This is a genomic window from Nocardiopsis mwathae (genome assembly GCF_014201195.1).
Classification (GTDB): Bacteria; Actinomycetota; Actinomycetes; order Streptosporangiales; family Streptosporangiaceae; genus Nocardiopsis_C; species Nocardiopsis_C mwathae.
Map to the genome: position 1 here is coordinate 28125 of NZ_JACHDS010000001.1, position 24427 is coordinate 52551.

General features: G+C 72.0%; 18 protein-coding genes and 1 pseudogene. 15 read left to right on the forward strand and 4 right to left on the reverse strand.

Going from position 1 to position 24427, the window contains the following annotated elements; translation table 11 throughout:
* Positions 1–7 precede the first annotated feature (7 nt).
* From tsaB to tsaD, 3 genes and pseudogenes are all read left to right on the forward strand, one after another.
* On the forward strand, positions 8–682 hold the full coding sequence (gene tsaB, locus HNR23_RS00145; protein WP_184072278.1) for a tRNA (adenosine(37)-N6)-threonylcarbamoyltransferase complex dimerization subunit type 1 TsaB: 675 nt from the start codon (positions 8–10) through the stop codon (positions 680–682).
* A pseudogene (rimI, locus tag HNR23_RS00150) lies at positions 670–1164 on the forward strand (ribosomal protein S18-alanine N-acetyltransferase); the annotation flags it as partial. The gene tsaB and the pseudogene rimI, both read left to right, overlap by 13 nt.
* An 86-nt stretch (positions 1165–1250) precedes the next feature.
* Positions 1251–2291: a tRNA (adenosine(37)-N6)-threonylcarbamoyltransferase complex transferase subunit TsaD gene (tsaD, locus tag HNR23_RS00155; protein ID WP_184072283.1), complete on the forward strand. Its 1041-nt coding sequence runs from the start codon at positions 1251–1253 to the stop codon at positions 2289–2291.
* Here tsaD and HNR23_RS00160 read toward each other — a convergent pair.
* The 3 genes from HNR23_RS00160 to HNR23_RS00170 form a co-directional block, all read right to left on the reverse strand.
* Positions 2288–2908, reverse strand: a complete 621-nt coding sequence (locus HNR23_RS00160; protein ID WP_184072285.1) for a Uma2 family endonuclease — start codon at positions 2906–2908, stop codon at positions 2288–2290. The two genes, tsaD and HNR23_RS00160, sit on opposite strands and share 4 nt — an antisense overlap.
* 137 nt (positions 2909–3045) lie before the next feature.
* Positions 3046–5265, reverse strand: coding sequence for a hypothetical protein (locus HNR23_RS00165; RefSeq protein WP_184072287.1), 2220 nt, complete (start codon positions 5263–5265; stop codon positions 3046–3048).
* Positions 5266–5658: 393 nt separating this feature from the next.
* Positions 5659–6900, reverse strand: coding sequence for a THUMP-like domain-containing protein (locus HNR23_RS00170; RefSeq protein WP_184072290.1), 1242 nt, complete (start codon positions 6898–6900; stop codon positions 5659–5661).
* A gap of 202 nt (positions 6901–7102) precedes the next feature.
* Here HNR23_RS00170 and groES point away from each other — a divergent pair, with 202 nt between their 5' ends.
* The 9 genes from groES to galE all read left to right on the forward strand — a co-directional run bounded on the left by groES (position 7103) and on the right by galE (position 19200).
* Entirely contained in the window at positions 7103–7411 is a 309-nt protein-coding gene (gene groES / locus HNR23_RS00175) for a co-chaperone GroES (RefSeq protein WP_449406824.1), read from the forward strand.
* A 113-nt stretch (positions 7412–7524) separates the two neighbouring features.
* Positions 7525–9147: a chaperonin GroEL gene (groL, locus tag HNR23_RS00180; protein ID WP_184072294.1), complete on the forward strand. Its 1623-nt coding sequence runs from the start codon at positions 7525–7527 to the stop codon at positions 9145–9147.
* Between the two features lie 212 nt (positions 9148–9359).
* A complete protein-coding gene (locus HNR23_RS00185) occupies positions 9360–9947 on the forward strand; it encodes a sigma-70 family RNA polymerase sigma factor (RefSeq protein ID WP_184072295.1) in 588 nt (195 codons plus the stop codon).
* Between the two features lie 255 nt (positions 9948–10202).
* Positions 10203–11693 (forward strand): IMP dehydrogenase, encoded by a 1491-nt coding sequence (gene guaB / locus HNR23_RS00190; RefSeq protein ID WP_184072297.1) that lies wholly within the window; start codon positions 10203–10205, stop codon positions 11691–11693.
* Between the two features lie 159 nt (positions 11694–11852).
* A complete protein-coding gene (locus HNR23_RS00195) occupies positions 11853–12959 on the forward strand; it encodes a GuaB3 family IMP dehydrogenase-related protein (RefSeq protein ID WP_184079658.1) in 1107 nt (368 codons plus the stop codon).
* A 210-nt stretch (positions 12960–13169) separates the two neighbouring features.
* Positions 13170–14045, forward strand: a complete 876-nt coding sequence (locus HNR23_RS00200; protein WP_184072299.1) for a lytic murein transglycosylase — start codon at positions 13170–13172, stop codon at positions 14043–14045.
* Between the two features lie 133 nt (positions 14046–14178).
* Positions 14179–15912 carry a glycerol-3-phosphate dehydrogenase/oxidase gene (locus HNR23_RS00205; RefSeq protein WP_184072301.1) on the forward strand — a complete coding sequence of 578 codons (1734 nt, stop codon included), beginning with the start codon at positions 14179–14181 and terminating at the stop codon, positions 15910–15912.
* Between the two features lie 86 nt (positions 15913–15998).
* The gene (locus HNR23_RS26425; protein WP_184072303.1) at positions 15999–18071 is read left to right on the forward strand and encodes a hypothetical protein; all 2073 of its coding nucleotides are present in this window, start codon (positions 15999–16001) and stop codon (positions 18069–18071) included.
* 112 nt (positions 18072–18183) lie between these two features.
* Entirely contained in the window at positions 18184–19200 is a 1017-nt protein-coding gene (gene galE, locus HNR23_RS00215) for a UDP-glucose 4-epimerase GalE (protein WP_184072305.1), read from the forward strand.
* Between the two features lie 97 nt (positions 19201–19297).
* Here galE and HNR23_RS00220 read toward each other — a convergent pair whose 3' ends face one another.
* Complete coding sequence (locus HNR23_RS00220; protein WP_184072307.1) at positions 19298–20566, reverse strand: FAD-dependent oxidoreductase; 1269 nt, start codon at positions 20564–20566, stop codon at positions 19298–19300.
* Positions 20567–20800: 234 nt separating this feature from the next.
* Here HNR23_RS00220 and HNR23_RS00225 point away from each other — a divergent pair, with 234 nt between their 5' ends.
* The 3 genes from HNR23_RS00225 to HNR23_RS00235 all read left to right on the forward strand — a co-directional run bounded on the left by HNR23_RS00225 (position 20801) and on the right by HNR23_RS00235 (position 24338).
* On the forward strand, positions 20801–22372 hold the full coding sequence (locus HNR23_RS00225; RefSeq protein WP_184072309.1) for a succinic semialdehyde dehydrogenase: 1572 nt from the start codon (positions 20801–20803) through the stop codon (positions 22370–22372).
* 273 nt (positions 22373–22645) lie between these two features.
* The gene (locus HNR23_RS00230) at positions 22646–23227 is read left to right on the forward strand and encodes a methanogen output domain 1-containing protein (RefSeq protein ID WP_184072311.1); all 582 of its coding nucleotides are present in this window, start codon (positions 22646–22648) and stop codon (positions 23225–23227) included.
* The gene (locus HNR23_RS00235) at positions 23214–24338 is read left to right on the forward strand and encodes a SpoIIE family protein phosphatase (RefSeq protein WP_184072313.1); all 1125 of its coding nucleotides are present in this window, start codon (positions 23214–23216) and stop codon (positions 24336–24338) included. Before HNR23_RS00230 ends, HNR23_RS00235 begins: the two co-directional genes overlap by 14 nt.
* The last annotated feature ends 89 nt before the right edge of the window (positions 24339–24427 follow it).

The window sequence follows — 24427 nt, forward strand, 5'->3', positions numbered from 1 at the left end:
GACGATCGTGCTGCTACTGGCTTTCGACACCGCGACCCCGGCCGTCACCGCCGCGGTCTGCGAGCTCTCCGGCGCCGAGGTCCGGGTGCGCGCGAGCGCATCCTCGGTCGACGCGCGCCGCCACGGTGAACTCCTCACCCCCGGCGTGCGCGACGTCGTCGAGCAGGCGGGCGCGACCCTCGCCGAGCTGACCCACGTCGCGGTCGGCATCGGCCCCGGCCCCTACACCGGGCTGCGGGTCGGCCTGGCCACCGGGCTGGCCCTCGCCGACGCCCTGGCCATCCCGTGCCACGGGGTCGCCACTCTGGACGCCATCGCGTTCGCCTCCGGCCGGACCACCCCCTTCATCGCGGCCAGCGACGCGCGCCGCAGGGAGGTGTTCTGGGCCCGCTACGCCGACGCGTCCACCCGTGCCGGGGAGATCGCCGTCGACCGCCCCGCCGACGTCGACACCGGAGGGCTGCCGGTGATCGGCCACGGCGCGCACATGTACGCCGAGGCGTTCGGGCAGGACCCGGAGGCCGCCGAACCGCTGTACCCGTCCGCCGCGGCACTGGGTGAGCTCGCGCTGCGTCGACTGGCGGCGGGCGAGGAGCTGCCCGAGCCCCGGCCGCTCTACCTGCGCCGACCGGATGCCGCCGTCCCCGGGACACCGAAGAAGGTGCGGCAATGGCAGGCGTGACGCCCGGCGCGGGCACCGGAGCCGGTGTCGGGCTGCGGCGGATGACCGACGCCGACATCGCCCTCGTGATCGGGTTGGAGCGGGTGCTGTTCCCCAAGGACGCGTGGACCGAGTCGATGCTGCGCGGCGAGATGGCCGAACCGTCCCGCCACTACGTCGTCGCCCACGAGGAGGGCGACCCGGCGGCGGTCGTCGGGTACGCCGGCCTGCGCGCCGTGCCGCCGCAGGGCGACGTGCAGACCATCGCCGTCGCCGTGGGCCACTGGGGGAGGGGCATCGGCTCGACACTGCTGACGGAGCTCATCACCCGGGCGGCCGAGCGCGGCGTCACCGACCTCTTCCTGGAGGTGCGCTCCGACAACCCGCGCGCCCAGGAGCTGTACCGCCGCTTCGGGTTCACCGAGATCGGCATCCGACGCCGCTACTACACCGACGCCGACGCGATCGTGATGCGCCGCTCGGCCTCGCCCGCGGAGCGGGCCGCAGGCGGCGCCGCCACCACGGACCTGAGCACCCCCGCGGGCGCGGCTGGCCGACGCCGCGCGGCGGAGAATGAAGAGAAGACGCGATGAGCAACCGTGACCTGCCTCTGATCCTGGGGATCGAGACCTCGTGCGACGAGACCGGCGTCGGCCTCGTGCGCGGCTGCGAGCTGCTCGGCGACGAGGTGGCCTCCAGCGTGGAGCAGCACGTCCGCTTCGGCGGCGTCGTCCCCGAGGTGGCCAGCCGCGCCCACCTTGAGGCGATGGTTCCGACCGTGCACCGCGCACTCGACGGCGCCGGGGTGAAGCTCTCCGATGTCGACGCGATCGCCGTCACGGCCGGCCCGGGTCTGGCCGGGGCTCTGCTGGTCGGCGTCTCCGCCGCCAAGGCCTACGCGCTCGCCCTGGACAAGCCGCTGTACGGGGTCAACCACCTCGTCGGCCACGTGGCCGTGGACCAGCTGGAGCACGGCCCGCTGCCCAAGCCCGCCATCGCGCTTCTGGTCTCGGGCGGCCACACCTCCCTGCTGCTGGTGCGCGATGTGGCCACCGACGTGCGGTCGCTCGGCGGCACCGTCGACGACGCCGCCGGTGAGGCCTACGACAAGGTCGCCCGGCTGCTCGGCCTGCCCTACCCGGGCGGCCCGCACATCGACCGCGCGGCACGCGAGGGCGACCCGATGTCGATCCGCTTCCCGCGCGGCAAGTGGGGCGACGGAACCTACGATTTCTCCTTCTCCGGCTTGAAGACCGCGGTCGCCCGCTGGGTGGAGGACGGGCAGCGCAACGGCGACGCCCTGTCGGTGCCCGACATCGCCGCCGCGTTCCAGGCGTCCGTCGCCGACGTGCTCACCCGCAAGGCCGTCGACGCGTGCGTCGCACACGGGGTGGGCACCCTGGTGATCAGCGGTGGTGTCGCCGCCAACTCCGGCCTGCGCGCCCTGGCCGAACAGCGCTGTGCGGAGGCCGGCATCGAGCTGCGCGTGCCCCGGCCGCGCCTGTGCACCGACAACGGCGCCATGATCGCGGCCCTGGGGGCCGAGGTCGTCGCCGCCGGCCTCCCCCCGTCCACCCTGGACCTGGCCACCGACACCTCCCTGCCGGTGGACCGCCCGCTGGCCGTCTAGTGGTTCGGAGACGTCTTCGTTCCGTCCGTGGAGGCCGATGACCCGTACATCCGGAAGTCCGCGGTCTCGATCCGGATGCCGTCGAGCGGACCGGGGAGCTCGATGACCTCCCCGAAGCCGGCCTCATGCGTTGTGCGGTACCTGCCCTTGGCCGGGTCCGAGTAGACGAACACGCCACCCTTGCGGGGATCGACCAGGAGGTAAACCGGGATGTGCCAGGCGGCGTACTCTTCGAGCTTGTCGGTGAAGTCGCAGTTCGCATTGCCCGGTGAGGCCACCTCGACGGTCAGGTCCACGGCATCGGCGTCCAGTAGCCAGCCGTCCTCATCTTCGACTGCGGCAGGAACGACCACCAGGCCGGGCGAGGTGTAGTCGTCGGCGTCGATCGGAGAAGCGATCGAGTACATCTGCTGCGCGATCCGATTCTCGTCGAGCTGGGCGAGGAGCTGCTGTCCGATGCGTCGGACGGTGCCCCCGTGCTTGAACGAGGGCGTGGGCGACATCACGATGCGTCCCCTGATGATCTCGACCCGGAACCCCCTGGGTGTGGGGGCTTCCTCCACTAGGCGGCGCAACGAACCGGCGGTGGTTCTGCGGTCCGGCAGGCTGAGCGCCATGTTCACTCCCCTGACTTCGCCTGTGACCCATGGTAGGCCGGTTGGTCGTGGAGCGGCGAGGCTTTCCACAGGCTGAGGCAAAAGGGCCGGTCCGTGCGGACCGGCCCTCGGTGGTCATGCGGTGGTGACGTCCGGGTCTACTCGTCGTCTTCGTCGTCCTCGTCGCGGCGGCGCTTCTTCTTGCCGTCGCGGGCCGGGCGCAGGAGCGCCTCGGCCAGGGCGAGCATGGTCTCCTCCAGGGAGGCCAGGCGCTTGGTGACGTCGTCGTGGGACGTCTCCACGGCCTCGTTGACGGTCTCCTCGAACTCGTGCCGGTCCGGGCGGTTCTGGAGTTCGCGCAGGATCGGCTCCAGCGATTCGACCAGGGCGCGGTCGACCGCGTCGAAGCGGTCGGAGTGGTCGATGACCGGGCGGTCGACCAGTTCGGTGAGGCGGCGGTGCACCTCGCTGACCTCCAGCGAGGCCGGCAACTGGGCGAGACGCTGGTTGAGGGCCTCCAGGCGGTCGTCCACGGCCTCCAGGCGGCCGTCGACGCCGCTGATGTGGCCGTTGACGCCCTCGAACTGGCCCTCCACACCGGTGACCCGGCCGTCGATGCCGTCCAGGCGGCCGTTGAGGCCGTCGAGGCGGCCGTCGACGCCGTCGATCTTGCCGTCGATCCCCTCGAAGCTGCCCTCGAAGTGGCCCTCGAAGCTGTCGAAGCGGTCGGAGAGGCGGCCGAGCCCGTGCTCGTACTTGCCCGTGATGGTGTTGAGGTGCTGGTCGACCTTGGCGTTCAGTTCCCGGTGCTGCTGCTCCAGGCGGTCGTCGACGGAGGCCCGGTACTCCTCCAGCCGGTCGTCGACCGCGCCCCGGTGCTGTTCCAGGTGCTCGGCGACGGCCGACTGGTGCTGCTCGGTCAGCTCCGCCAGCCCGAGGTGCCGCTCGTCGACCTTCTCGTTGAGCGCCTGGACGTTGCGGTCCAGCGAGGTCCGCATCTCGGCGAGCGCGGTGGTGGCCGCCTCCAGGTCCTCCTCGGCCTTGGCGCGCAGGTTCCGGGTGGTCTCCTCCAGTCGCGCGAGGATGCTCTCGCGCTGCTGGTCGTCGCGCTCGCGCAGTTCGGCGCGCTGGAGTTCCAACTGCTCGTTGAGCTCGCCGAGGCGCTCGCGCAGGTGGGCGCCGAACGCCCCGAGCTTCTCGTCGGTGGCCTCGGCCAGCTTGACGACCGCGCTGTTGGTGTCGGCGACCGCAGCGGTGGCCTCCGCGTGGTTCTCATCGGCCTGGGTGCTGAGGTTGGCGACGCTCTCGCGCAGCGCGGCGGTCAGCGCCTCGTGCTGCTCGGTGGCGGTACCGGTCAGCGCCTGCATTCCGTCGTCGAGTTTGGCGGCCAGCGCGGTGTGCTGCTCGGTGGTGCTGCCGCGCAGGTCGTCGGTGCTGGCGTCGACCTTGGCGCGCAGCTCCTCGGCTGCGCTGTCCAGCTTGCCGCTCAGCAGTTCGGTGGAGGTGTCCAGTCGGCCGCCCAGCTCCTCGGCGGTGCCCTCCAGCCTGGTGGTGACGGCGGTGTGGTGCTCCTGAGCGGTGCCGCGCAGTTCCTCGGCGGTGGTGTCGAGCTTGGCGGTGACCGCCTCGTGCTGCTCGGCCAGGGCGGCCCGCAGCGCCTCGTGCTGCTCGGCGGCGGCCTCGGCCAGGGACCGCCGACCGTCGGCGACCGCCTGCTCCACAGCGGCGCGGCCCTCGGCGACGGCCGTGCTCAGCGCCTCGTGCTGCTCGGCCGCCGCGGCCAGCGCGGTCTCATGCCGCGACTCCGCGCGCTCGGCGAGGCCCGCGACCGCGGTCTCCAGGGCAGCGGCGCGGGCGGCCAGGGACTCCACGGCCTCATCCACGCGGGCGAAGCGCGCCTCGATCGCGGCGGACAGGTCTTCCAGGCGGCCGTTGGCCGCGTCGACCTGGGAGGCGGTGCGGTCACCGGTCTCGATGACGCCCTGCAGGCGGGTCAGTGCGGTGTCGACGTTGCCGCCGATCTGGCGGACGTCGGTGCGCAGCGTCGCCATCTCGGCCAGTGGCTTGACCCGCTCCCCGACCAGGGCGATGTGCTCGGCCAGGGTTTCGGCCCACTCCGGCGGCCGGGTGGTCAGCTCGTCGACGCGCCCCTGCACCGTGGCGAGGCCTTCCGCCAGGGTGGCGAACTCCCGCTCACGGAACTCGCGTAGCAGCCACTCCATGCCCTCCAGGCGCTGGCGCATCTCCTCGGAGATCGCGCCCTGCGTCTTCTGCTCCGAGACCTGGTCCTGCGCGGCCCGTGAGAGGAGGTCCCGCATTCGGTCGGAGATCCCGGTCTGACCTCCTCCGTTGAGGAAGTTGTGGTTGGACTGTTCCACCGAGGTGCTCCTTTGGCTCTGGCGCCCCGTCCTCCTCCGACGGGAGGCCAGGGGTGGTGTGGAGAAGTTCGCCGGCACGGAGTCGAGGGGCGGGACCTGCCGACGTACCGGCGTTCACATTCGGATGTCCGACGCCTACTCGCCGTAAGCCCGCGAGGCGTGGTGAGCCGCTGTCGGTCGGGGGCTCGCCGTGCGCCCGCGCAGGCGACGCGGAGACAATCCGGGAGTAGGGGGAATGGATTCAGTGGGGGTCAGTCTAACGACATGGACAGCGTTCACCGTGATCCAGCGAGAAAAGACATCGGTTCCGGATGGAACACCGGTGTTCGTCACATTAGTACCGACTGTCTGCACCGTCACGTCGGCCCTTTTCCGGAGTTCCGGAAACTCTCTTTACCGGAAGTCCGTGACCTCGGAACACAGCAGCGACACGGGGCGCTCGCCGATCCTCGTGAGCACGACCACGGCCGACCCCGGGCCCGAGGGGCGGAGATCGCGGCGGAGTTTATCCACGTCGACCGCTGACCCGCGTTTCTTGATCGTTACGTTCCCGACGCCGCGCTCCCGAAGAGCCGACCGCAGCCGCTTAACCGAAAAGGGCAGCACATCGATCACTTCGAAGGCGCGGGCGAACGGTGTGGCGACGAGCCGGTCGGAGGTGACGTAGGCGATGTGCGGGTCCAGAAGCGCACCGTCGAGCAGTACCGCCGCCTCGGCGACCAGGTGGGCGCGGACCACCGCGCCGTCCGGTTCGTACAGGTAGCGGCCGGCTTCGGCGACCGGCGGCGGCCCCAGCGCCGGGTCGGCGGCCAGTGTGGCCGGCTCGGCACCCTCGCGCAGCAGCGTGGCCCGGCGGCCGCCGTCGCCCAGCGCTCCGAACCACAGCGCGGCCTCCTTCACCTCGCCGCCCACCGAGATCCACTCCGCCTCGGCCCCCGCGGGCACGAGCTCGTGCGGGATCCCCGGCGCCGCCTTCACACACGCGGCGGGAGCCCCCTGGGCCAGTCCCATCACGGTGCTCCACGGCGGTGAGTAGGCGTCCGGGTCGAAGATGCGGCCGCGCTTGCCGCGGCGGGCCGGGTCGCAGAACACCGCGTCGTAGCCGCCCGGCTCGACCGCGCCGACGTCGCCCCGGCACACCCGAGCGCGGGAGGCCAGCCCGCGGGCCTCGACGTTGGCGCCGGCCACCGCCACCGTGAACGGGTCGGCGTCGACCCCCTCCACCCGCAGCCCGGCCTCGGCCAGGCTCAGCAGGTCGGCCCCGATCCCGCAGCACAGGTCGCCGACCAGGGCGTCCGGGGGGAGCGCGGCGGTGAACCGGCGGGCGCGGTAGGCGGAGACCACCAGGCGGGTCGACTGCTCCAGCCCGTCGGGGGTGAAGTACATGCGCTCGGCCAGCCCGCCGAACTTCTCCCGCGCGCGTCCGCGCAGGCGCGCCTGTGTGAGGGCCGCACCGACCAGGTCGGACAGCTCGACGCCGAGGCCCTCCGCGCCGTGGGGCGGGTTCCGCCGGAGTCGGGTGGCGACGCCGAGGGGATCGGCCTCCACCTCCGCCGGGTCCAGGGTGTCCACAAGGCGTCGTCCGGCAGGCGTGAGCAGCGCCTGAAACGCCGTGACCTGCCCGTTGCTCTGCACTCGGATCCGCCTGCCCTTCCCCCCGTGACCTGTTGTTTGACGAGCCCTGCGGGCGCGACTAATGTTCCATACTGGCACTCTCAAGGGTAGAGTGCTAATCGCGACGAGGCCGGTCTGGCACCCGCGACGGCAGGCCGCCGTGGTCGCCCCTTTTGTCAAGCATGACGTCTCGAACCATCTCATGAAGGGGGAGGTCACAACCGTGTCGACCGCCACCAAGACCGTGCTCAAGCCGCTTGAGGACCGCGTCGTCGTCAAGACGCTCGAAGCCGAGCAGACCACGGCGTCCGGCCTGGTCATCCCGGACACCGCCAAGGAGAAGCCGCAGGAGGGCGAGGTCCTGGCCGTGGGCCCGGGCCGCCTCGACGACAACGGCAAGCGCGTCGCCCTGGACGTCAAGGTCGGCGACGTCGTCCTGTACAGCAAGTACGGCGGCACCGAGGTCAAGTACGACAACGAGGAGTACCTCGTCCTCTCCGCCCGCGACCTGCTCGCGGTCGTCGAGAAGTAGATCTCGGCACACACCGGCGTCACCCATGTGACATCCCGCCCCGGCCGGCTCGCAGCCGGGCGGGGCGGTTCTCTTTATCTCCGACGTACCTGCACGGATAGAGGAAACTCACCATGCCGAAGATCCTGGAGTTCGAGGACGAGGCCCGCCGCGCCCTCGAACGGGGTGTCGACCGCCTCGCCGACGCCGTCAAAGTGACGCTGGGCCCGCGCGGCCGCAACGTCGTCATCGACAAGAAGTTCGGTGCGCCGACCATCACCAACGACGGTGTGACCGTCGCCCGTGAGATCGAGCTGGAGGAGCCCTACGAGAACCTGGGCGCCCAGCTGGTCAAGGAGGTCGCCACCAAGACCAACGACGCCGCGGGCGACGGCACCACCACCGCCACCGTGCTCGCCCAGGCACTGGTGCGCGAGGGCCTGCGCAGCGTCGCCGCCGGCGCCTCCCCGATGTCGCTGAAGAAGGGGATCGAGGCGGCCGCGGCCCGCGTCTCGGAGGTGCTGATCGAGCGCGCCCGCGAGGTCGGCGAGCGCGCCGACATCGCCTACGTCGCCACCAACTCCGCCCAGGACGCCCAGATCGGCGACCTGATCGCCGAGGCCTTCGACAAGGTCGGCAAGGACGGCGTCATCACCGTCGAGGAGTCCCCGGCCTTCGGCCTGGACCTCGACTTCACCGAGGGCATGCAGTTCGACAAGGGCTACATCTCGCCCTACTTCGTGACCGACGGCGACCGCCAGGAGGCGGTCCTGGAGGACGCCCAGATCCTGATCACGCAGGGCAAGATCGCCAACCTCAACGAGCTGCTGCCGCTGCTGGAGAAGGTCGTCCAGAACAAGAAGCCGCTGCTCATCATCGCCGAGGACATCGAGGGCGACGCGCTGGGTGCGCTGGTCCTCAACAAGATCCGCGGCACGCTCAACGTCGCCGCGGTCAAGGCACCGGGCTTCGGCGAGCGCCGCAAGGCGATGCTGCAGGACATCGCGACGCTCACCGGCGGGCAGGTCATCGCCGAGGAGGTCGGCCTCACCCTGGAGAACGCCGACATCGACGTCCTGGGCTCGGCTCGCCGCGTCACCATCACCAAGGACGACACCACCATCGTCGACGGTGCCGGTGAGCAGTCCGCGATCGACGACCGGGTCAACCAGATCCGCAAGGAGATCGAGGCCAGCGACTCCGACTGGGACCGCGAGAAGCTGCAGGAGCGTCTGGCCAAGCTGGCCGGCGGCGTCTCCGTGCTGCGCGTCGGCGCGGCCACCGAGGTGGAGCTCAAGGAGAAGAAGCACCGCCTGGAGGACGCGATCTCGGCCACCCGCGCCGCCATCGAGGAGGGCATCGTCGCCGGTGGCGGCGCCTCCCTGGTGCACGCCGCCGATGCCCTGGACGACCTGGGCCTCAGCGGCGACGAGGCCACGGGTGTGGCGATCGTCCGCAACGCCCTGGTCGAGCCGGCCCGCTGGATCGCGGAGAACGCCGGGGCCGAGGGCTACGTGATCACCTACAAGATCTCCGAGCTGGAGGTCGGCCACGGGTACAACGCGGCCACGGCCGAGTACGGCGACCTGATGGCCCAGGGCATCATCGACCCGGTCAAGGTCACCCGCTCCGCGGTGCAGAACGCCGCCTCCATCGCCGGCATGCTGCTGACGACCGAGGCGCTGGTCGTCGACAAGCCGGAGGACGAGGACGACGCCGCGGGCGGCCACGGCCACGGCCACGGTCACGGCCACTGATCTGCGCTCCGTCCGCGCGATCGGACGCGCGGCGGGCCCGCGTCAGCGGTCCCATGCCGTACCACGCGTGCCCCGGGTCCCACTCGGGGCACGCGTGTCATTACCCGGCATTTCCCTTAAATGTGATCATTCTGTAGCCGTGGTTCGTGACTGCCGGGTCCACACGCGGGGGCATCATTCGATACGTGACGGATCCACGCGGTGCGGGGGGCATGCTCGCGGAACGATCAGGTGCCCGGCGGCACGATACGGAACTCAGCCAGCTGACGTCGTTGGCGGTCCAGGGTGACCATGGCGCGGTGGACTCGCTCATCCGCGAGGTGCGTCCCATGGTGGTCCGATATTGCCGGGCACGCCTGGCCCGTGTCTCGGGTTACGTACACTATTCCGATGACGTCGCGCAAGAGGTGTGTATCGCACTCCTGGCCGCGCTCCCCCGCTATGAGGACATGGGTCGGCCCTTCGCGTCGTTCGTGTTCGGGATCGCCGCGCACAAGGTGGCCGACGCCCTGCGCGGCTCCACCCGCGACGTTCCCACCGACGCGGTGCCGGACCATCCCGACGACGGTCCCGGCCCCGAGGAGGCCGCGGTCCGCACCATCGAGGCGGAGCGGGCCCGGGCACTGCTCAGTGAACTTCCCGAGCAGCAGCGACGGCTGCTGGTCATGCGCGTGATTGCGGGTCTATCTGCTGATGAGACGGGACATGTTCTGGGAATGTCGGCCGGAGCGGTTCGGGTTGCCCAGCACCGAGCTCTTGCTCGGCTTCGGAAGGTGGCCGTGGCGAACCGCCTCATCTAGCAGCACCCACCACGCCCCGCTCCGGCCCGGCCCCCGCGGGCGCCGCTGCCCCTCGCGCATCCGGTCCCGGACCCACTGCGCCTACGGCCGCCGCCTGCGCTGACCGCGCCCGGGGGGGAGTGCCGGCACGCGTCCCGAACGGTGCCGCCGCCGGTGTGACGTGCGTCGTCATGCCGGACGGAGAATCGGCGCCGGTCAGCGTCCTAGGATGAAATGACACGCGGTAGCGGTCGCAAAAAAGAGGGTGAGGGTGTCATGACGCGGACGAACACGGGGGACGGCGACAAGGTTCTGCCGCCGGGGCTCACCTACGACGACGTGCTGCTGGTCCCGGGCTACTCGGACCTGCAACCGGGAGAGACCGACACCGGAACCCGGCTCTCCCGCAACATCGGCCTGCGCATCCCGCTGCTCTCGGCCGCCATGGACACCGTGACCGAGGCCCGCATGGCCGTGGCCATGGCCCGCCAGGGCGGCGCCGGGGTGCTGCACCGCAACCTGGCCATCGAGGAGCAGGCGGCCCAGGTCGACCTGGTCAAACGCTCCGAGGCGGGGATGGTCACCGACCCGGTGACCTGCCGTCCCGACGACACCCTCGCCGACGTCGAGGAGCTCAGCGCGCACTACCGGATCTCCGGCGCGCCGGTGACCGACGACGACGGCCGCCTCGTCGGCATCGTCACCAACCGCGACATGCGCTTCGAGGACGACCGCAGCCGCCGGGTGCGCGAGGTCATGACCCCGATGCCGCTGGTCACCGCCCCCGTCGGGGTGAGCCGGGACGAAGCCCTCCGGCTGCTGCGGCAGAACAAGGTCGAGAAGCTGCCGCTGGTCGACGCCGACGGCAGGCTGCGCGGCCTGATCACCGTCAAGGACTTCATCAAGAGCGAGCAGTTCCCCGACGCCACCAAGGACGCCGACGGCCGTCTCGTCGTCGGCGCCGCCGTCGGTGTGGGTCCCGACGCCGAGCAGCGCGCCAGGGCGCTGGTGGACGCGGGCGCCGACTTCATCGTCGTCGACACCGCCCACGGCCACTCCTCCGGCGTCCTGGAGATGATCGCCAAGCTCAAGGCCAACACCACCGCGGACGTCGTCGGCGGCAACATCTCCACCCGCGCCGCGGCCCAGGCCCTGGTCGACGCCGGTGCCGACGCCGTCAAGGTCGGGGTGGGTCCCGGTTCCATCTGCACCACCCGCGTGGTCGCGGGCGTGGGCGCCCCGCAGGTCACGGCCGTCCTGGAAGCGGCCAAGGCGGCCGGCCCGGCCGGTGTCCCGGTGATCGCCGACGGCGGCCTGCAGTACTCCGGCGACATCGCCAAGGCCATCGTCGCCGGAGCGAGCACGGTGATGCTGGGCAGCCTGCTCGCGGGTGTGGAGGAGAGCCCGGGCGAGCTCATCTTCATCAACGGCAAGCAGTACAAGACCTACCGCGGTATGGGGTCGCTGGGCGCCATGCGCGGGCGCTCCTTCTCCAAGGACCGCTACTCCCAGGCCGACGTCGCCTCCGAGGAGAAGCTCATCCCCGAGGGCGTGGAGGGCCAGGTGCCCTACCGCGGCCCGCTGCAGGCCGTTTCCCACCAGCTCGCGGGGGGGTTGCGCCAGTCCATGTGGTACGCGGGCGCGCGCACCGTCGCCGAACTGCGGGAGAAGGGGCAGCTGATGCAGATCACATCGGCCGGCCTCAAGGAGAGCCACCCGCACGACATCCAGATGACCGTCGAGGCGCCGAACTACTCCAAGCGCTGACAGGGCGGGCCCGCGGCCGCAGTGCCGAGCGCGCCCGCACCCGCCGCCGAAAGGGCGCCGGGGCACCCCCGGGTGTCCCGGCGGTAAACTCGCGGCGGCAGTACCCGCCGGTGATCGTGCCGGTGAAGCACGCAAGAGGGGAACTAAGCGTTGGCTCAGGTGGAGATCGGGCTGGGCAAGAACGGGCGCCGCGCCTACGAGCTCGACGAGATCGGGATCGTTCCCGCCCGGCGGACCCGCGACCCCGAGGAAGTGTCCATCGCATGGCAGATCGACGCCTACCGGTTCGAGACGCCGCTGGTCGTCAGCCCGATGGACAGCGTCGCCTCGCCGCAGACGATCGTCTCCGTCGGTGAGCAGGGCGGGCTGGGCGTGCTCGACCTCGAAGGGCTGTGGACGCGCTACGAGGACCCCGAGCCGCTGCTGGCCGAGATCCACGAGCTCGACGATGAGGCCGCCACCCGCAGGCTGCAGGAGATCTACTCCGCCCCCATCAAGGAGGAGCTGATCGGCCGCCGCATCGAGGAGATCCGTGCGGCGGGCGTCATCACCGCGGCCCGGCTCTCCCCGCAGCGCACCGCGCAGTACCACAAGGCCGTCATCGACGCAGGCGTCGACATCTTCGTCATCCGCGGCACCACGGTCTCCGCCGAGCACGTCTCCGGGCGCGCCGAGCCGCTCAACCTCAAGCAGTTCATCTACGACCTGGACGTCCCGGTCGTCGTCGGCGGCTGTGCCACCTACACCGCCGCCCTGCACCTGATGCGCACCGGCGCCGCCGGCGTGCTGGTCGGCTTCGGGGGCGGCTCCGGGCACACCACCCGCTCCGTGCTGGGTGTGGCCGTGCCCATGGCCAGCGCGATCGGCGACGTGGCCGCGGCCCGCCGCGACTACCTGGACGAGTCCGGCGGCCGGTATGTGCACGTCATCGCCGACGGCGGCATGACCAGCAGCGGCGACATTGCCAAGGCGCTGGCCTGCGGCGCCGACGCCGTCATGGTCGGCTCCCCGCTGGCGCGCGCCAGCGAGGCGCCCGGCCGCGGCTACCACTGGGGCAGCGAGGCCCACCACAGCGAGCTGCCGCGCGGAGAGCGGGTGCAGGTCGGGACCATCGGCGACCTGCGGTCGATCCTGCACGGCCCGGCGTCCACCAGCGACGGCTCCATGAACATGATGGGCGCGCTGCGCCGCACCATGGCGACCGCCGGCTACACCGACCTCAAGGAGTTCCAGCGGGTCGAGGTCGTCGTCAATCCGCACCGCTGAGGTCCGCCGGCACGGCCCCGTCGGACGGGGCGCCGCTCGAACGGGAAACGAGGGCGCCCCGGGCTTTTTTCCTTTCTCCCCTGCCCGAGATCCGCGAAGTCGCGTAGGTTGTTCACTCGGCGTAGGCCATGCGAAAGTGAGGGCGTGCCGAGTGCGACGCACCACCCCCGTATCATCCGGCGCGCGCTCGGTGAGCGAATGAGGTAGTCGGTGACAGCTTCCCCCCGGGTCGATCAGGACGCCGACGCGTCCGCAGGAAAGCCCCTCCCTCATCGGAAACCCGTCGTGGCGGCCACCGCCGCCGTTCTCTCCGCCGCGGGCCTGACCGTCGGAATCGTCGCCGTCGTCGGCGGACTGAGCCCGTCGGCCGCGCCCCCGCAGCCACCACCCGGCCCTCAGGAGGCGGGTGGCGTGGTCGACACCGTCCCCGCCGAGGCCGCGGACGCCGAGGAGCAGGTCGGCGTGCTCGCCGACGAACGCCCCTCGCCCGCCGAGCAGCAGCCCGCCACGTCGGCCGACCCCCTGCCCGAGTGGCTGGACACCATCTCCGAGGCCAGCGGCGTGCCGCGCCGCGCCCTGCAGGGGTACGCCAACGCCCAACTGCGGCTCATGGAGGAGCAGCCGGCCTGCCAGGTCTCCTGGCCGACCCTGGCCGCGATCGGCGAGGTCGAATCGCGGCACGGCACGTACGCCGGCGGCGAGATCGGCCCTGACGGGCGCACCACGGTCGACGTCATCGGCATCCCGCTGGACGGCACCAACAACACCGCCGCCATCCCCGACACCGACGGCGGCGAGCTCGACGGCGACCCCGTGTGGGACCGCGCGGTCGGGCCGATGCAGTTCATTCCCACGACCTGGGAGCAGTGGGGGGCCGACGGCAACGGCGATGGCCGGGCGAACCCGCACAACATCGACGACACCGCGCTGACCGCGGCCCGCTACCTGTGTGCCGAGGGGCGCGACCTCACCGACCAGGATGACTGGTGGCAGGCGATCCTCTCCTACAACCGGTCCGAGACCTATGTCCGCGACGTCCTGGACATCGCCAACCGCTACGCGGCCGACGCGGCCCGCGTCTCCTGACCCGCCCTGCCTTATCCCGGGGAGTCCCGACGCGCCGACGGGCCCGACGGGTGTTCCGAGTGGTGCGGGTTAGCCTGGATATCCGCAGATGTTCCGGGTAGGCGTTCGGTGGCACGTGTCGGGAGGGCATGACATGACGGCAGCGCGGATGGGGCCGGACGAGCGGGCCGCGGCGCTCGCGCACATGGCCGGCAACGAGCTCGACGTCCTGGTCGTCGGCGGGGGCATCGTGGGCGCGGGCGTGGCCCTGGACGCGGTGTCCCGCGGCCTGTCGGTCGGACTGATCGAGGCGCGCGACTTCGCCTCCGGCACCTCCAGCAGGTCCAGCAAGCTGATCCACGGCGGCCTCAGGTACCTGGAACAGCTCGACTTCGAACTGGTCCGCGAGGCGCTGACCGAGCGCGGGCTGCTGCTCGGCCGCCTCGCCCCGCACCTCGTGCGGCCGGTCCCGTTCCTCTTTCCGTTCCACAAGCACTGGGAACGCGCCTACATCGGGGCGGGCGTCACTCTCTACGACCTCCTCTCGCTGACCGGCCGCAACACCCGCGGCCTGCCCCCGCACCGGCACCTCACCCGAACGGGCGCGCTGCGCGTCTTCCCGGCGCTGCGCCGCGACGCGCTCGCCGGCGCCCTGCAGTACTGGGACTGCCAGGTCGACGACGCCCGCTACGTCCTCACCGTGTTGCGCACCGCCGCCACCTACGGCGCGCGGATCGCCTCGCGCGCCCAGGCCGTGGGCTTCCTGCGGGAGGGCGAACACGTCACCGGCGCCCGGGTGCAGGACCTGGAGACCGGCGACGAGATCGACGTCCGCGCCCAGCAGGTGGTGAACGCCGCCGGGGTGTGGACGGACGACATCCAGGAGATGGTGGGCGGCCGCGGCCAGATCCATGTCAGCGCTTCCAAGGGCATCCACCTGGTGGTGCCGAGGGACCGGATCCAGGCGTCGTCGGGGATGATCCTGCGCACCGAGAAGAGCGTGCTGTTCGTCATCCCATGGGGCCGCCACTGGATCATCGGCACCACCGACACCCCGTGGAACCTGGACAAGGCGCACCCGGCGGCCAGCCGCGCCGACATCGACTACGTCCTGGACCACATCAACGCGGTGCTGCGGGTCCCGCTCACCCGAGACGACGTCGAGGGCGTGTACGCCGGCCTGCGCCCGCTGCTGTCGGGGGAGTCCGACGAGACCTCCAAGCTGTCCCGGGAGCACACCGTCGCCCACCCGGTGCCCGGCCTGGTCCTGATCGCCGGCGGCAAGTACACCACCTACCGGGTGATGGCCAAGGACGCGGTCGACGCCGTCGCGCACGGGCTCGACGGCAAGATCCCGGAGTCGGTCACCGACCGCATCCCGCTCGTGGGCGCCGACGGGTTCGCGGCCCTGTGGAACCAGCGCCACACGATCGCCCGCGAGTCCGGCCTGCACGTCTCCCGGGTGGTGCACCTGCTGCGCCGGTACGGTTCGCAGATCGAGGACCTGCTGGAGCTGATGCGGCGGCGCCCCGAGCTCAAGGAGTCGGTGGCCGGGTCCGACGACTACCTGCGTGCCGAGATCGTGTACGCGGCCGAGGCCGAAGGCGCTCGCCACCTCGACGACGTGCTCTCGCGCCGGACCCGCATCGCGTTCGAGACGTGGGACCGCGGCATCGCCGCGGCCGAGGAGGCCGCCGAGCTCATCGCCGGGCCGCTGGGCTGGAGCGAGGACCAGGTCAAGCGGGAGATCGAGTACTACCGCAAGCGCATCGAGGCGGAGCGCGCGGCCCAGGAGCAGGAGAACGACCACGAGGCCGACGCCGTGCAGCACGGCGCCCCCGACATCGTCCCCGAGGCGACCCCGAAGCCGCCGCGTGTGAAGAGCTGAGCCGGGCGTGCCCCGGCCCCCTCCACCGGGCGTGCCGGGCGGAAAACAGCTCGATATCGGACATCGGCATCGCCCAGACTGGGGGCGTGCTATTGACGATCACGACCACCCGCCGACCCGCCACCGACCTGGGCTATCTGCTGCACGAGCACCCCGACCGGGTGCAGTGCTTCGCGCAGTCCTTCGGAACGGCGCACGTCTTCTACCCGGAGGCGGGCGCGGACCGCTGCACGGCGGCGCTGATGCTGGAGGTCGACCCGCAGGAGCCGCTACGCGCCCGCACCACGGTGCGGAGCCCCGACTTCGCGCTCGCGCGGTACGTCGACGACCGGCCCTACGCCGCAGCCTCGCTGTTCGCGGTGGCGCTCGGGGACACGTTCCGGTCCGCCCTCAAGGGGCGCTGCCCGGCCCGCCCCGACCTGGCCGTGACGGCCCTACCGCTCACCCTCTCGCTGCCCGCTGTGCCCTGCCGGGGCGGGGCCGCGCGGGCGCGGTCGCTCTTCGAACCGCTGGGCTGGCAGGTGGATGCGGTCCCCGTTCCCCTGGACCCCGGCCTGCCCGGGTGGGGGGACTCCCGCTACGTCGGTCTGACCCTCACCGGTGAGATGCGGCTGGCCGACGCACTGAGCCACCTGTACGTGCTGCTGCCCGCCATGGACGGCGCCGAGCACTACCGGGTCGCCGAGGACGAGATCGACAAGCTGGCGCGGGCGGGGGAGGGCTGGCTTTCCGGACACCCGGAACGCGCCTGGATCACCCGCCGCTACCTGTCGCGTCGGCAGCGCCTGTTCAGCGCGGCGATCGCCCGCCTGGATGAAGTCGACGACCTGCCCGGATCCGACGCGGGGGCCGACCCCGACGAGCCTGCCGACCCCGCCGCACCCGTGGCGGAGCCCGGGGAACCGCCGCGCGAGGACCGTGCTCCCTCCCTCGCCGACCGGGCCGTCTCGGGCGGCGGTGTCGAGACCGCGCACGGCAGGGTCCGCATCGGCCCGGAGAACGCCCTGGCCGCGCTGGAGGTGATGAGCCGCTTCGCGGTCGACCCGCGCTGGCTGCTCTACCTGCCGCCGACCATGGCGCCGGCACCCACCGCGGCCGACCCGGAACTGCTGGAGCATCCCGCCGAGGCGTTCGCGCACTATCGGAGCGCCGGCGTCGACGCCGGCACGGTGATCTGCCAGGAGAAGCACATGGGCTCGCGGGCGGTCGCGGTGGTGTGCCGCGATGCGGCCGCCGCCGAGCGCCGGTTCGTGCCCGACTCCCTCGGTGCGATCCACACCCGCACGGGTCGCCCGTTCTTCACCGACCCGAAGGTGGAGTCGGAGGTGCTGGCCGAACTGCGCGCCGGGATCACCGCGGCCGGGCTGTGGGAGCGGCTCGACACCGACTGGGTCGCGCTCGACGGTGAGATGCTGCCGTGGTCCGCCAAGGCCGAAGGCCTCATCCGCGAGCGGTACGCCGCGGTCGGTGCGGCGGCGCGGGCGGCGCTCCCGGCGGCCGGGGCGGCACTCGCCGCCGCGGCCGGGCGCGGCCTGGAGGTCGGCGAGCTCGCCGACCGGGTCTCCCGGCGCGCCGACGGCATCGAGGCGTTCAGCCGGGTCTACCGCCGCTACAGCTGGCCCACCGAGGGGGCGGCCGGACTGCGGTACGCCCCTTTCGCGGTGCTGACCGCGGAAGGCAGGGCGTTCACCGACGCCGACCACCTGTGGCACATGGCGGTGGCCGAGCGCCTGGCCGACGCCTGCGACCTGGTCCGCAGCACGCGCTACCTGGTCGTGGACGTCACCGACCCGGACGCCACCGCGGCGGCGGCCGCCTGGTGGCGGGAGCTGGTCGACGCCGGCGGCGAGGGCATGGTCGTCAAACCCCTCACCGGTGCGCTCGCGCGCGGGCGCCAGGGTCTGGCCCAGCCCGGGCTGAAGGTGCGCGGTCCGGAGTACCTGCGGATCATCTACGGCCCCGACTACACCGAGCCCGAGCGCATGCGGGTGCTGCGTGAGCGCCGACCGGACCGAAAGAGCGGGCTGGCGATGCGCGAGCACAAGCTCGGCCTGGAAGCGCTGGCCCGGCATGCCCGCGGCGAACCGCTGTGGCGGGTGCACCAGGCCGTGTTCGGCGTCCTCGCCCTCGAATCGGAGCCGGTCGACCCGCGACTCTGACCGATGCCCGGGCGGAGGCGGACGGGGAAGGAAGGGGGCGTGCATATCCTGATGGGAGTGCCGCATGTGGCCGGGGAACCGTGCGGTCGTCTCCCAGGAAGCAGGAACGCCGATGAAGGTATTGCTGACCGGTGGCGCCGGATATATCGGGACGCATACCGCCGTCGAGCTCATCAGAGCCGGCCACGACGTCGTGGTGCTCGACGCGCTCACCAACGGCCACGCCGAAGCCGTCCGCCGGGTCGAGCGCATCACCGGCCGCACCGTCCCCTTCTACCCGGAGGACTGCGCCGACCCCGTGGTCATGGAGAAGGTCCTCACCGACCACCCCGTCGACGCCGTCATCCACTGCGCCGGGCTCAAGGCCGTGGGGGAGTCCACCGAGCAGCCGCTGCGCTACTACCGCAACAACCTCGACGCGCTGCTCACCGTGTGCGAGGCCATGCAGGCCCACGGCGTGCGCCGCATGGTCTTCAGCTCCTCGGCGACCGTCTACGGCGACCCGGCCCGCGTGCCGATCACCGAGGACATGCCGCTGTCGGTCACCAACCCCTACGGCGCCACCAAGCTGTTCATCGAGCAGATCCTCACCGACCTGGCCGCCGCCGACGAGCGGTGGGAGGTCATCTCGCTGCGCTACTTCAACCCGATCGGCGCGCACGAAAGCGGCCTGATCGGGGAGGACCCCCACGGCGTCCCCAACAACCTCTTCCCCTACATCGCCCAGGTCGCCGCGGGGAGCCGCGCCCGGGTGCGGGTCTTCGGCGCCGACTACGACACCCCCGACGGCACCGGCGTGCGCGACTACCTGCACGTCACCGACCTCGCCCTGGGACACCTCGCCGCCTTGGAGCACCTGGCCGGGACCCCCGGGCACCGTGTCTACAACCTCGGCACCGGGCAGGGCACCTCGGTCCTGGAGTCCATCGCGGCGTTCGAGCGCGCCTGCGGCCGCCCCGTCCCCTACGAGATCGTGGAGCGCCGCCCCGGCGACATCGCCACCTGCTATGCCGATCCGTCCGCCGCCCGCCGCGATCTCGGCTGGCGGACGACCCGCGGTATCGACGAGGCGTGCGCCGACGCCTGGCGCTGGCAGTCCGCCAACCCCCGCGGCTTCGCGGACGGCTGACACCGCGTCCACCATGCCGCCCCGGCTCCGAGGATCCGGGCGGAGATCCGACCCGATTCCCCCGGTCCATCGACGGGGCGGTCCCGGCGGCGCAGGATCACTCGGCCCCGGGTGACCGGTCGGGCGTGCGCACGTGCTCCGGACGCAGCCCGAGCATGAGCACCCGCGTGCCCACCCACGACAGCGCCCCGCTCGCGGCGAGTGCCCGCAGCGCGATCGGCACGTCGAACGGCTCCTCGGGCGTGGTGCTCAGCGCCTGGGCGATGAGCCGCCGCTGCACCACGCTCTGCAGGGCCTGGGTGCCCACCGTCGGGAACATGCGCCGCCTCTGCACCCGGGCCAGCAGCTCCGGGTTGAGCGTCCGCTCGAAGCGGCGGGGGTCGGCCTGCGCCCGGTGCAGGGCGTCGCACAGCAGGTTGGCGGTGGCGACGGCGTCCTGGACCGCCAGGTTGATGCCGACCCCGCCGACCGGGCTCATCGCGTGCGCGGCATCGCCGATGCACAGGTATCCGGGCGTGTACCAGCGCTCCAGCCGGTCCATCCGGACCTCCAGGAACGCGACCTCGTCCCAGTCGTCGACCGCGCGCACCGACTTCTCGTCCAGGTACGGCAGCATCTCCAGGAGGGTGTCCTGGAACTCGGTGACCGGCCGGGAACGGATGTCCTCCAGCCCTCCCTTGGGGATCAGGAACGCGATCTGCCAGTAGTCGCCGCGGTCGATCCCCACGGCCATGGCGCCGTCGCCGATGCGGGCCTGGAGTCCGGACCCCGCGTCCGGGGTGCGGTCCACGCGCAGCCACAGGACGTCCATGGGGCTGCCGAACTCCCGCGAGGCCAGCCCGGCGGCGCGGCGCAGCACGGAGTTGCGGCCGTCGGCGGAGACGGTGAGCACGGCGCGCAGTTCGTGCTCGCCCTCGGCGTCGGAGTAGCGCAGCCCCCTGACCGCGCCCCCTTCCCGGATGAGGTCGGTGGCCTCGGCGTTCATCAGGATCCGGAATCCGGGGTAGCGCTCGGCGTGCTCGACGAGCATGTTCAGAAAGTCCCACTGCGGCGTCATCGCGACGTAGCGGTAGCGGCCGGGCAGGCGGTCGAGGTCGACACGGACGACGGGTGCCTCGGTGTTGCCGACGGCCAGGGAGCGGACCTTGCGGTGCGGGATCCGCTCCATCTCCTCGGCCAGCCCCAGTTCGTCGAGGAGTTGCAGGGTGGAGGGGTGCACGGTGTCGCCGCGGAAGTCCCGCAGGAAGTCGCCGTGCTTCTCCAGGACGGTGACGTCGACTCCGGCGCGGGCGAGCAGCAGGCCGAGCATGATCCCGGCCGGGCCGCCCCCGGCGATGGCGACGGTGGTGGTGTGGGTGCGTGTCATCGCGGCCTCCGCGTGGCGCGTGGTGGTCGGCTGACCGACATAATTCAACACTCGATGAAATAAAACCTCGCGTCCGCCGGATCGTCCAGAGGGCCGAGGCGGTGACGCGCGACACCCCTGCGGTCGGCGGTCCGGTGCCCGCACTCCCTACCTTCCCCCCGCGGACGTGTCCCCCGACACAGCGGGTGTTACCGAGAGGTAGTCAAGGGGCAGGGCGCGGATTAGGCTCCTGATATGGGTATCGCCACAGGTTCCACCGAGATCTCGGCCCTGGACCCCGCGACCGTGGAGCGCCTGACGCGCCGCGTCGCCGGCACCTCCGGCCGCAGTACGACCACCACCGCCCCGTTCACCGGCAAGCCCCTGGCCGAACTCCCCGAGTCGACCGCCGCCGACGTGCGCGACGCGTTCCAGCGCGCCCGGACCGCCCAGCGGGCCTGGGCCACGGCCTCCCCCCGCGACCGGGTCGCCCCCTTCCTCCGCTTCCACGACCTCGTGCTGGACCGCCAGCAGGAGATCCTGGACATCCTCCAGGCCGAGACCGGCAAGGCCCGGCGGCACGCCTTCGAGGAGGTCTACGACGCCGCCGCGGGGACCCTCTACTACGCGCGCCAGGCACCGGCCATGCTGCGCCGCCGACGCGTCCCCGGCGCCGTGCCCGGCGCCACCCGGGCCTACGTGCACCGCCAGGCCAAGGGCGCCGTCAGCGTCATCTCGCCGTGGAACTACCCGCTGGCCCTCCCCGTCGGCGATGCCGTGCCCGCGCTGCTGGCCGGCAACGCCGTCGTCGCGAAACCCGATACCCAGACCGCGCTGAGCGCCCTGTGGGCCATCGACCTGCTCGTCGAGGCCGGTCTCCCCGAAGACCTGTGGATCCCGGTCCTGGGGGACCCCGCCGAGATCGGCGACCCGCTCATCGACCACTCCGACTACGTCGCCTTCACCGGCTCCTCGGCGGCCGGCGCGAAGATCGCCCAGCGCGCCGCGAGCCGCCTCATCGGCTGCTCGGCCGAACTCGGCGGCAAGAACCCGGCGATCGTGTGCGAGGACGCCGACCTCGACTGGACCGTCGAGGGCGCGCTGCGCGCCTGCTTCAGCAACGCCGGGCAGCTGTGCATCTCCATGGAGCGCATGTACGTCCACGACGCGATCTTCGACGAGTTCGCCGAGCGCTTCGCGGTGGCCGCCAACGCGATGGAGCTCAACACCCGCTACGACTTCTCCGCCGACATGGGGTCGCTCACCTACCAGCGCCAGCTCGACCGCGTCATCGACCACGTCGACCAGGCCCGGGAGAAGGGGGCGACGATCCTCGCCGGAGGGCGGCCCCGGACCGACATCGGCCCGCTGTTCTACGCGCCCACCGTCATGACCGACGTCGAGCCGACCATGGCCGCCTGTGCGGAGGAGACCTTCGGCCCGCTCGTCTCGCTCTACCGGTTCACCGACGAGAGCGAGGCCGTCGAGCGCGCCAACGCCACCGACTACGGGCTCAACGCCAGTGTGTGGACCCGCGACACCGCCCGGGGCCGCCGGATCGCCGAAGGCATCCGCGCGGGCACCGTCAACATCAACGAGGGCTACGGCGCCGCGTGGGCCAGCTACGGCGGCCCGATGGGCGGCATGGGGAAGTCCGGCCTCGGGCGGCGCCACGGCGCCGAGGGGCTGCTGCGCTACACCGAACCGCAGACCATCGCCAGCCAGCACTTCGTCGGTTTCGGCGGCACCCCGGACATGGACGGCGCGACTCTCGCCGCCCTGATGACCCGCGGTGCCCGGCTGATGAAGCGGTTCCACATCCGCTGACCGGCCCCGCCGCCCCGGACCCGCCCCGGACCCGGCCCGGGGCGGCGGGCGACACGGACGCGACAGGTGTGACAGGTGTGGCACGAGGGTGCACCGGTCGCCAACACGTCGGAAACCCCGCGTTCCGCTCCCACCTCGACAAAAAAGCGGAAAAGCCCTGCGTGGGCTCGCCGGACCGGCGTAACGTTCCGGGTACGGCAACCGCGCTGCCACCCCCTCCCGGTTCCCCAAGCACACGGCGGCCGCGGCCCGTACGGGTCTTATGGAGGCACTATGCGAGTAATAGATGCCGCTGTCCCACTGGAACGAGACGACTTCATGCGCCGCCTCCTCACCGAACTCGCGGCCTCCCTGGAAGCCGTCGTCGGACTCGAAGAAGCGTCCGGTTACATCGCTCTGGCGGGACAGCGCATGGGGGATGCGCTCGGCGACCTCTACACCAGGGAACTGGAGCTGGACAACCTCGACCGCCACCAGATCGCCGAAGTACTCGTCGATCTCTACCGCCGGATCCAGGGAGACTTCTACATCGTCTCCCAGGACGAGGACCGCATCGTCCTCGGCAACCGGACCTGCCCCTTCGGCGCCCCGGTCCTGGGCAACGAGGCGCTGTGCACCATGACGTCCAGCGTCTTCGGCAACCTCACCGCGCGCTACCTCGGCTATGCCAAGGTCGACCTGACCGAGACCATCGCCCGCCACCACGCCCGCTGCATGGTGGTGATCCACCTGAACCCCGGGCCCGACGCCGACCGGGCACCCGGCAACGAGTACTACGGCGGGTTCGACGAGTTCCCGGCCACCCTCCCGCCGTGCGTCGGCGGCGACGGCGCGGACGGCCGTGAGCGCGGGTGAACTGTTCGGTGCGATCACCCGCACCGTGAGCGAGCCGATGCTGCTCGTCGCCATCTCCGGCACCATCCTCGGGGCGAACCCCGCCATGCGCCGCACCTTCCCCGAGGCCGGAGCCGGGTCCAACCTCTACGACCTGACCGCCGATGATGCCGACGACACCGCCGAGACCCTCTGGCGGTGGGCGCGGTGCGGTGCCCCGATCGTCGGCGCCCTCGCCCTGCGGGGTCCCGACGGCGGCACCCACCGCTGCCACTGCTTCGGAGCGCGGGCGGCCTGGGCGGCCGACGCCTCCGGCGAGCCGGTCGTACAGGTCCGGCTCGTCCCCCCGGGCCGCCGCGGACGCTTCCCCCGGCCGTCAGCGCGCGACGAGCGCGAACGCCACCTCCGTGCCCGCCTGGAGCGCGAACACGAAGTGGCCGCCGAGGTACAGCGCAGCTTCCTGCCCGACCACATCGACGGCACGGTGCTCAGCGTCGCCGTCGACTACCGGCCCACCGCCCACGGGGCCGAGATCGGCGGCGACTGGTACGACGTCTTCGGCATCCCCGACACCGAACGCGTCGCCCTGGTCATCGGCGATGTCGCCGGGCACCGGCTGTCGGAGGCCATGGTCATGGCGGAGCTGCGCAGCGCGCTGCGCGCCGCCGCGCTGGAGGAAGAGGCCCCGGCCGACCGGGTGGTGTCCCGGGTCGACCGCTACGTCGACACCTACCTCCCCGCGAGCATGGCCACCGCCTGCTTCCTCGTCTACGAACCGGCGGAGGCGCGGCTCACCTACGCCAACGCCGGACACGTGCCACCCCTCCTGCTGCGGGCCGACGGCCGGTGCGAACCCCTCGACGCGGTCGTCGACCCTCCGCTGGGCTGCTCCCTGGGCGCCGCACGGACCCGCGACCGCGTCGGGGTCGGCACCGGCGACATGCTCGTCCTCTACACCGACGGCGTGGTCGAGCGGCGCGGCGAGTCGCTCGACGTCGGCCTCGGCGAGCTCGCCGACCTGCTCACCGGCCTCGGCGGCCCCGGGCCCACGCAGGTGTGCTCCGCGATCATGGAATGGTCCTCGGCCATCGGCCACGCCGACGACCGCGCCGTGCTCGCCGCCCGGTTCTAGGGTGTGGCGAACCCACGTGGGTACCCACCGGCCACCCCTCTGACCAGCCGGTTCGCGGACACGCGCCGCGACGCCGTGACGCATACCCC

Coding starts and splice junctions, on each gene's coding strand:
- tsaD (WP_184072283.1), top strand. CDS start 1,251: ATGAGCAACCGTGACCTGCCTCTGATCCTGGGGATCGAGACCTCGTGC.
- HNR23_RS00160 (WP_184072285.1), bottom strand. CDS start 2,908: ATGGCGCTCAGCCTGCCGGACCGCAGAACCACCGCCGGTTCGTTGCGC.
- groL (WP_184072294.1), top strand. CDS start 7,525: ATGCCGAAGATCCTGGAGTTCGAGGACGAGGCCCGCCGCGCCCTCGAA.
- HNR23_RS00185 (WP_184072295.1), top strand. CDS start 9,360: ATGCTCGCGGAACGATCAGGTGCCCGGCGGCACGATACGGAACTCAGC.
- guaB (WP_184072297.1), top strand. CDS start 10,203: ATGACGCGGACGAACACGGGGGACGGCGACAAGGTTCTGCCGCCGGGG.
- HNR23_RS00205 (WP_184072301.1), top strand. CDS start 14,179: ATGACGGCAGCGCGGATGGGGCCGGACGAGCGGGCCGCGGCGCTCGCG.
- galE (WP_184072305.1), top strand. CDS start 18,184: ATGAAGGTATTGCTGACCGGTGGCGCCGGATATATCGGGACGCATACC.
- HNR23_RS00220 (WP_184072307.1), bottom strand. CDS start 20,566: ATGACACGCACCCACACCACCACCGTCGCCATCGCCGGGGGCGGCCCG.
- HNR23_RS00225 (WP_184072309.1), top strand. CDS start 20,801: ATGGGTATCGCCACAGGTTCCACCGAGATCTCGGCCCTGGACCCCGCG.
- HNR23_RS00230 (WP_184072311.1), top strand. CDS start 22,646: ATGCGAGTAATAGATGCCGCTGTCCCACTGGAACGAGACGACTTCATG.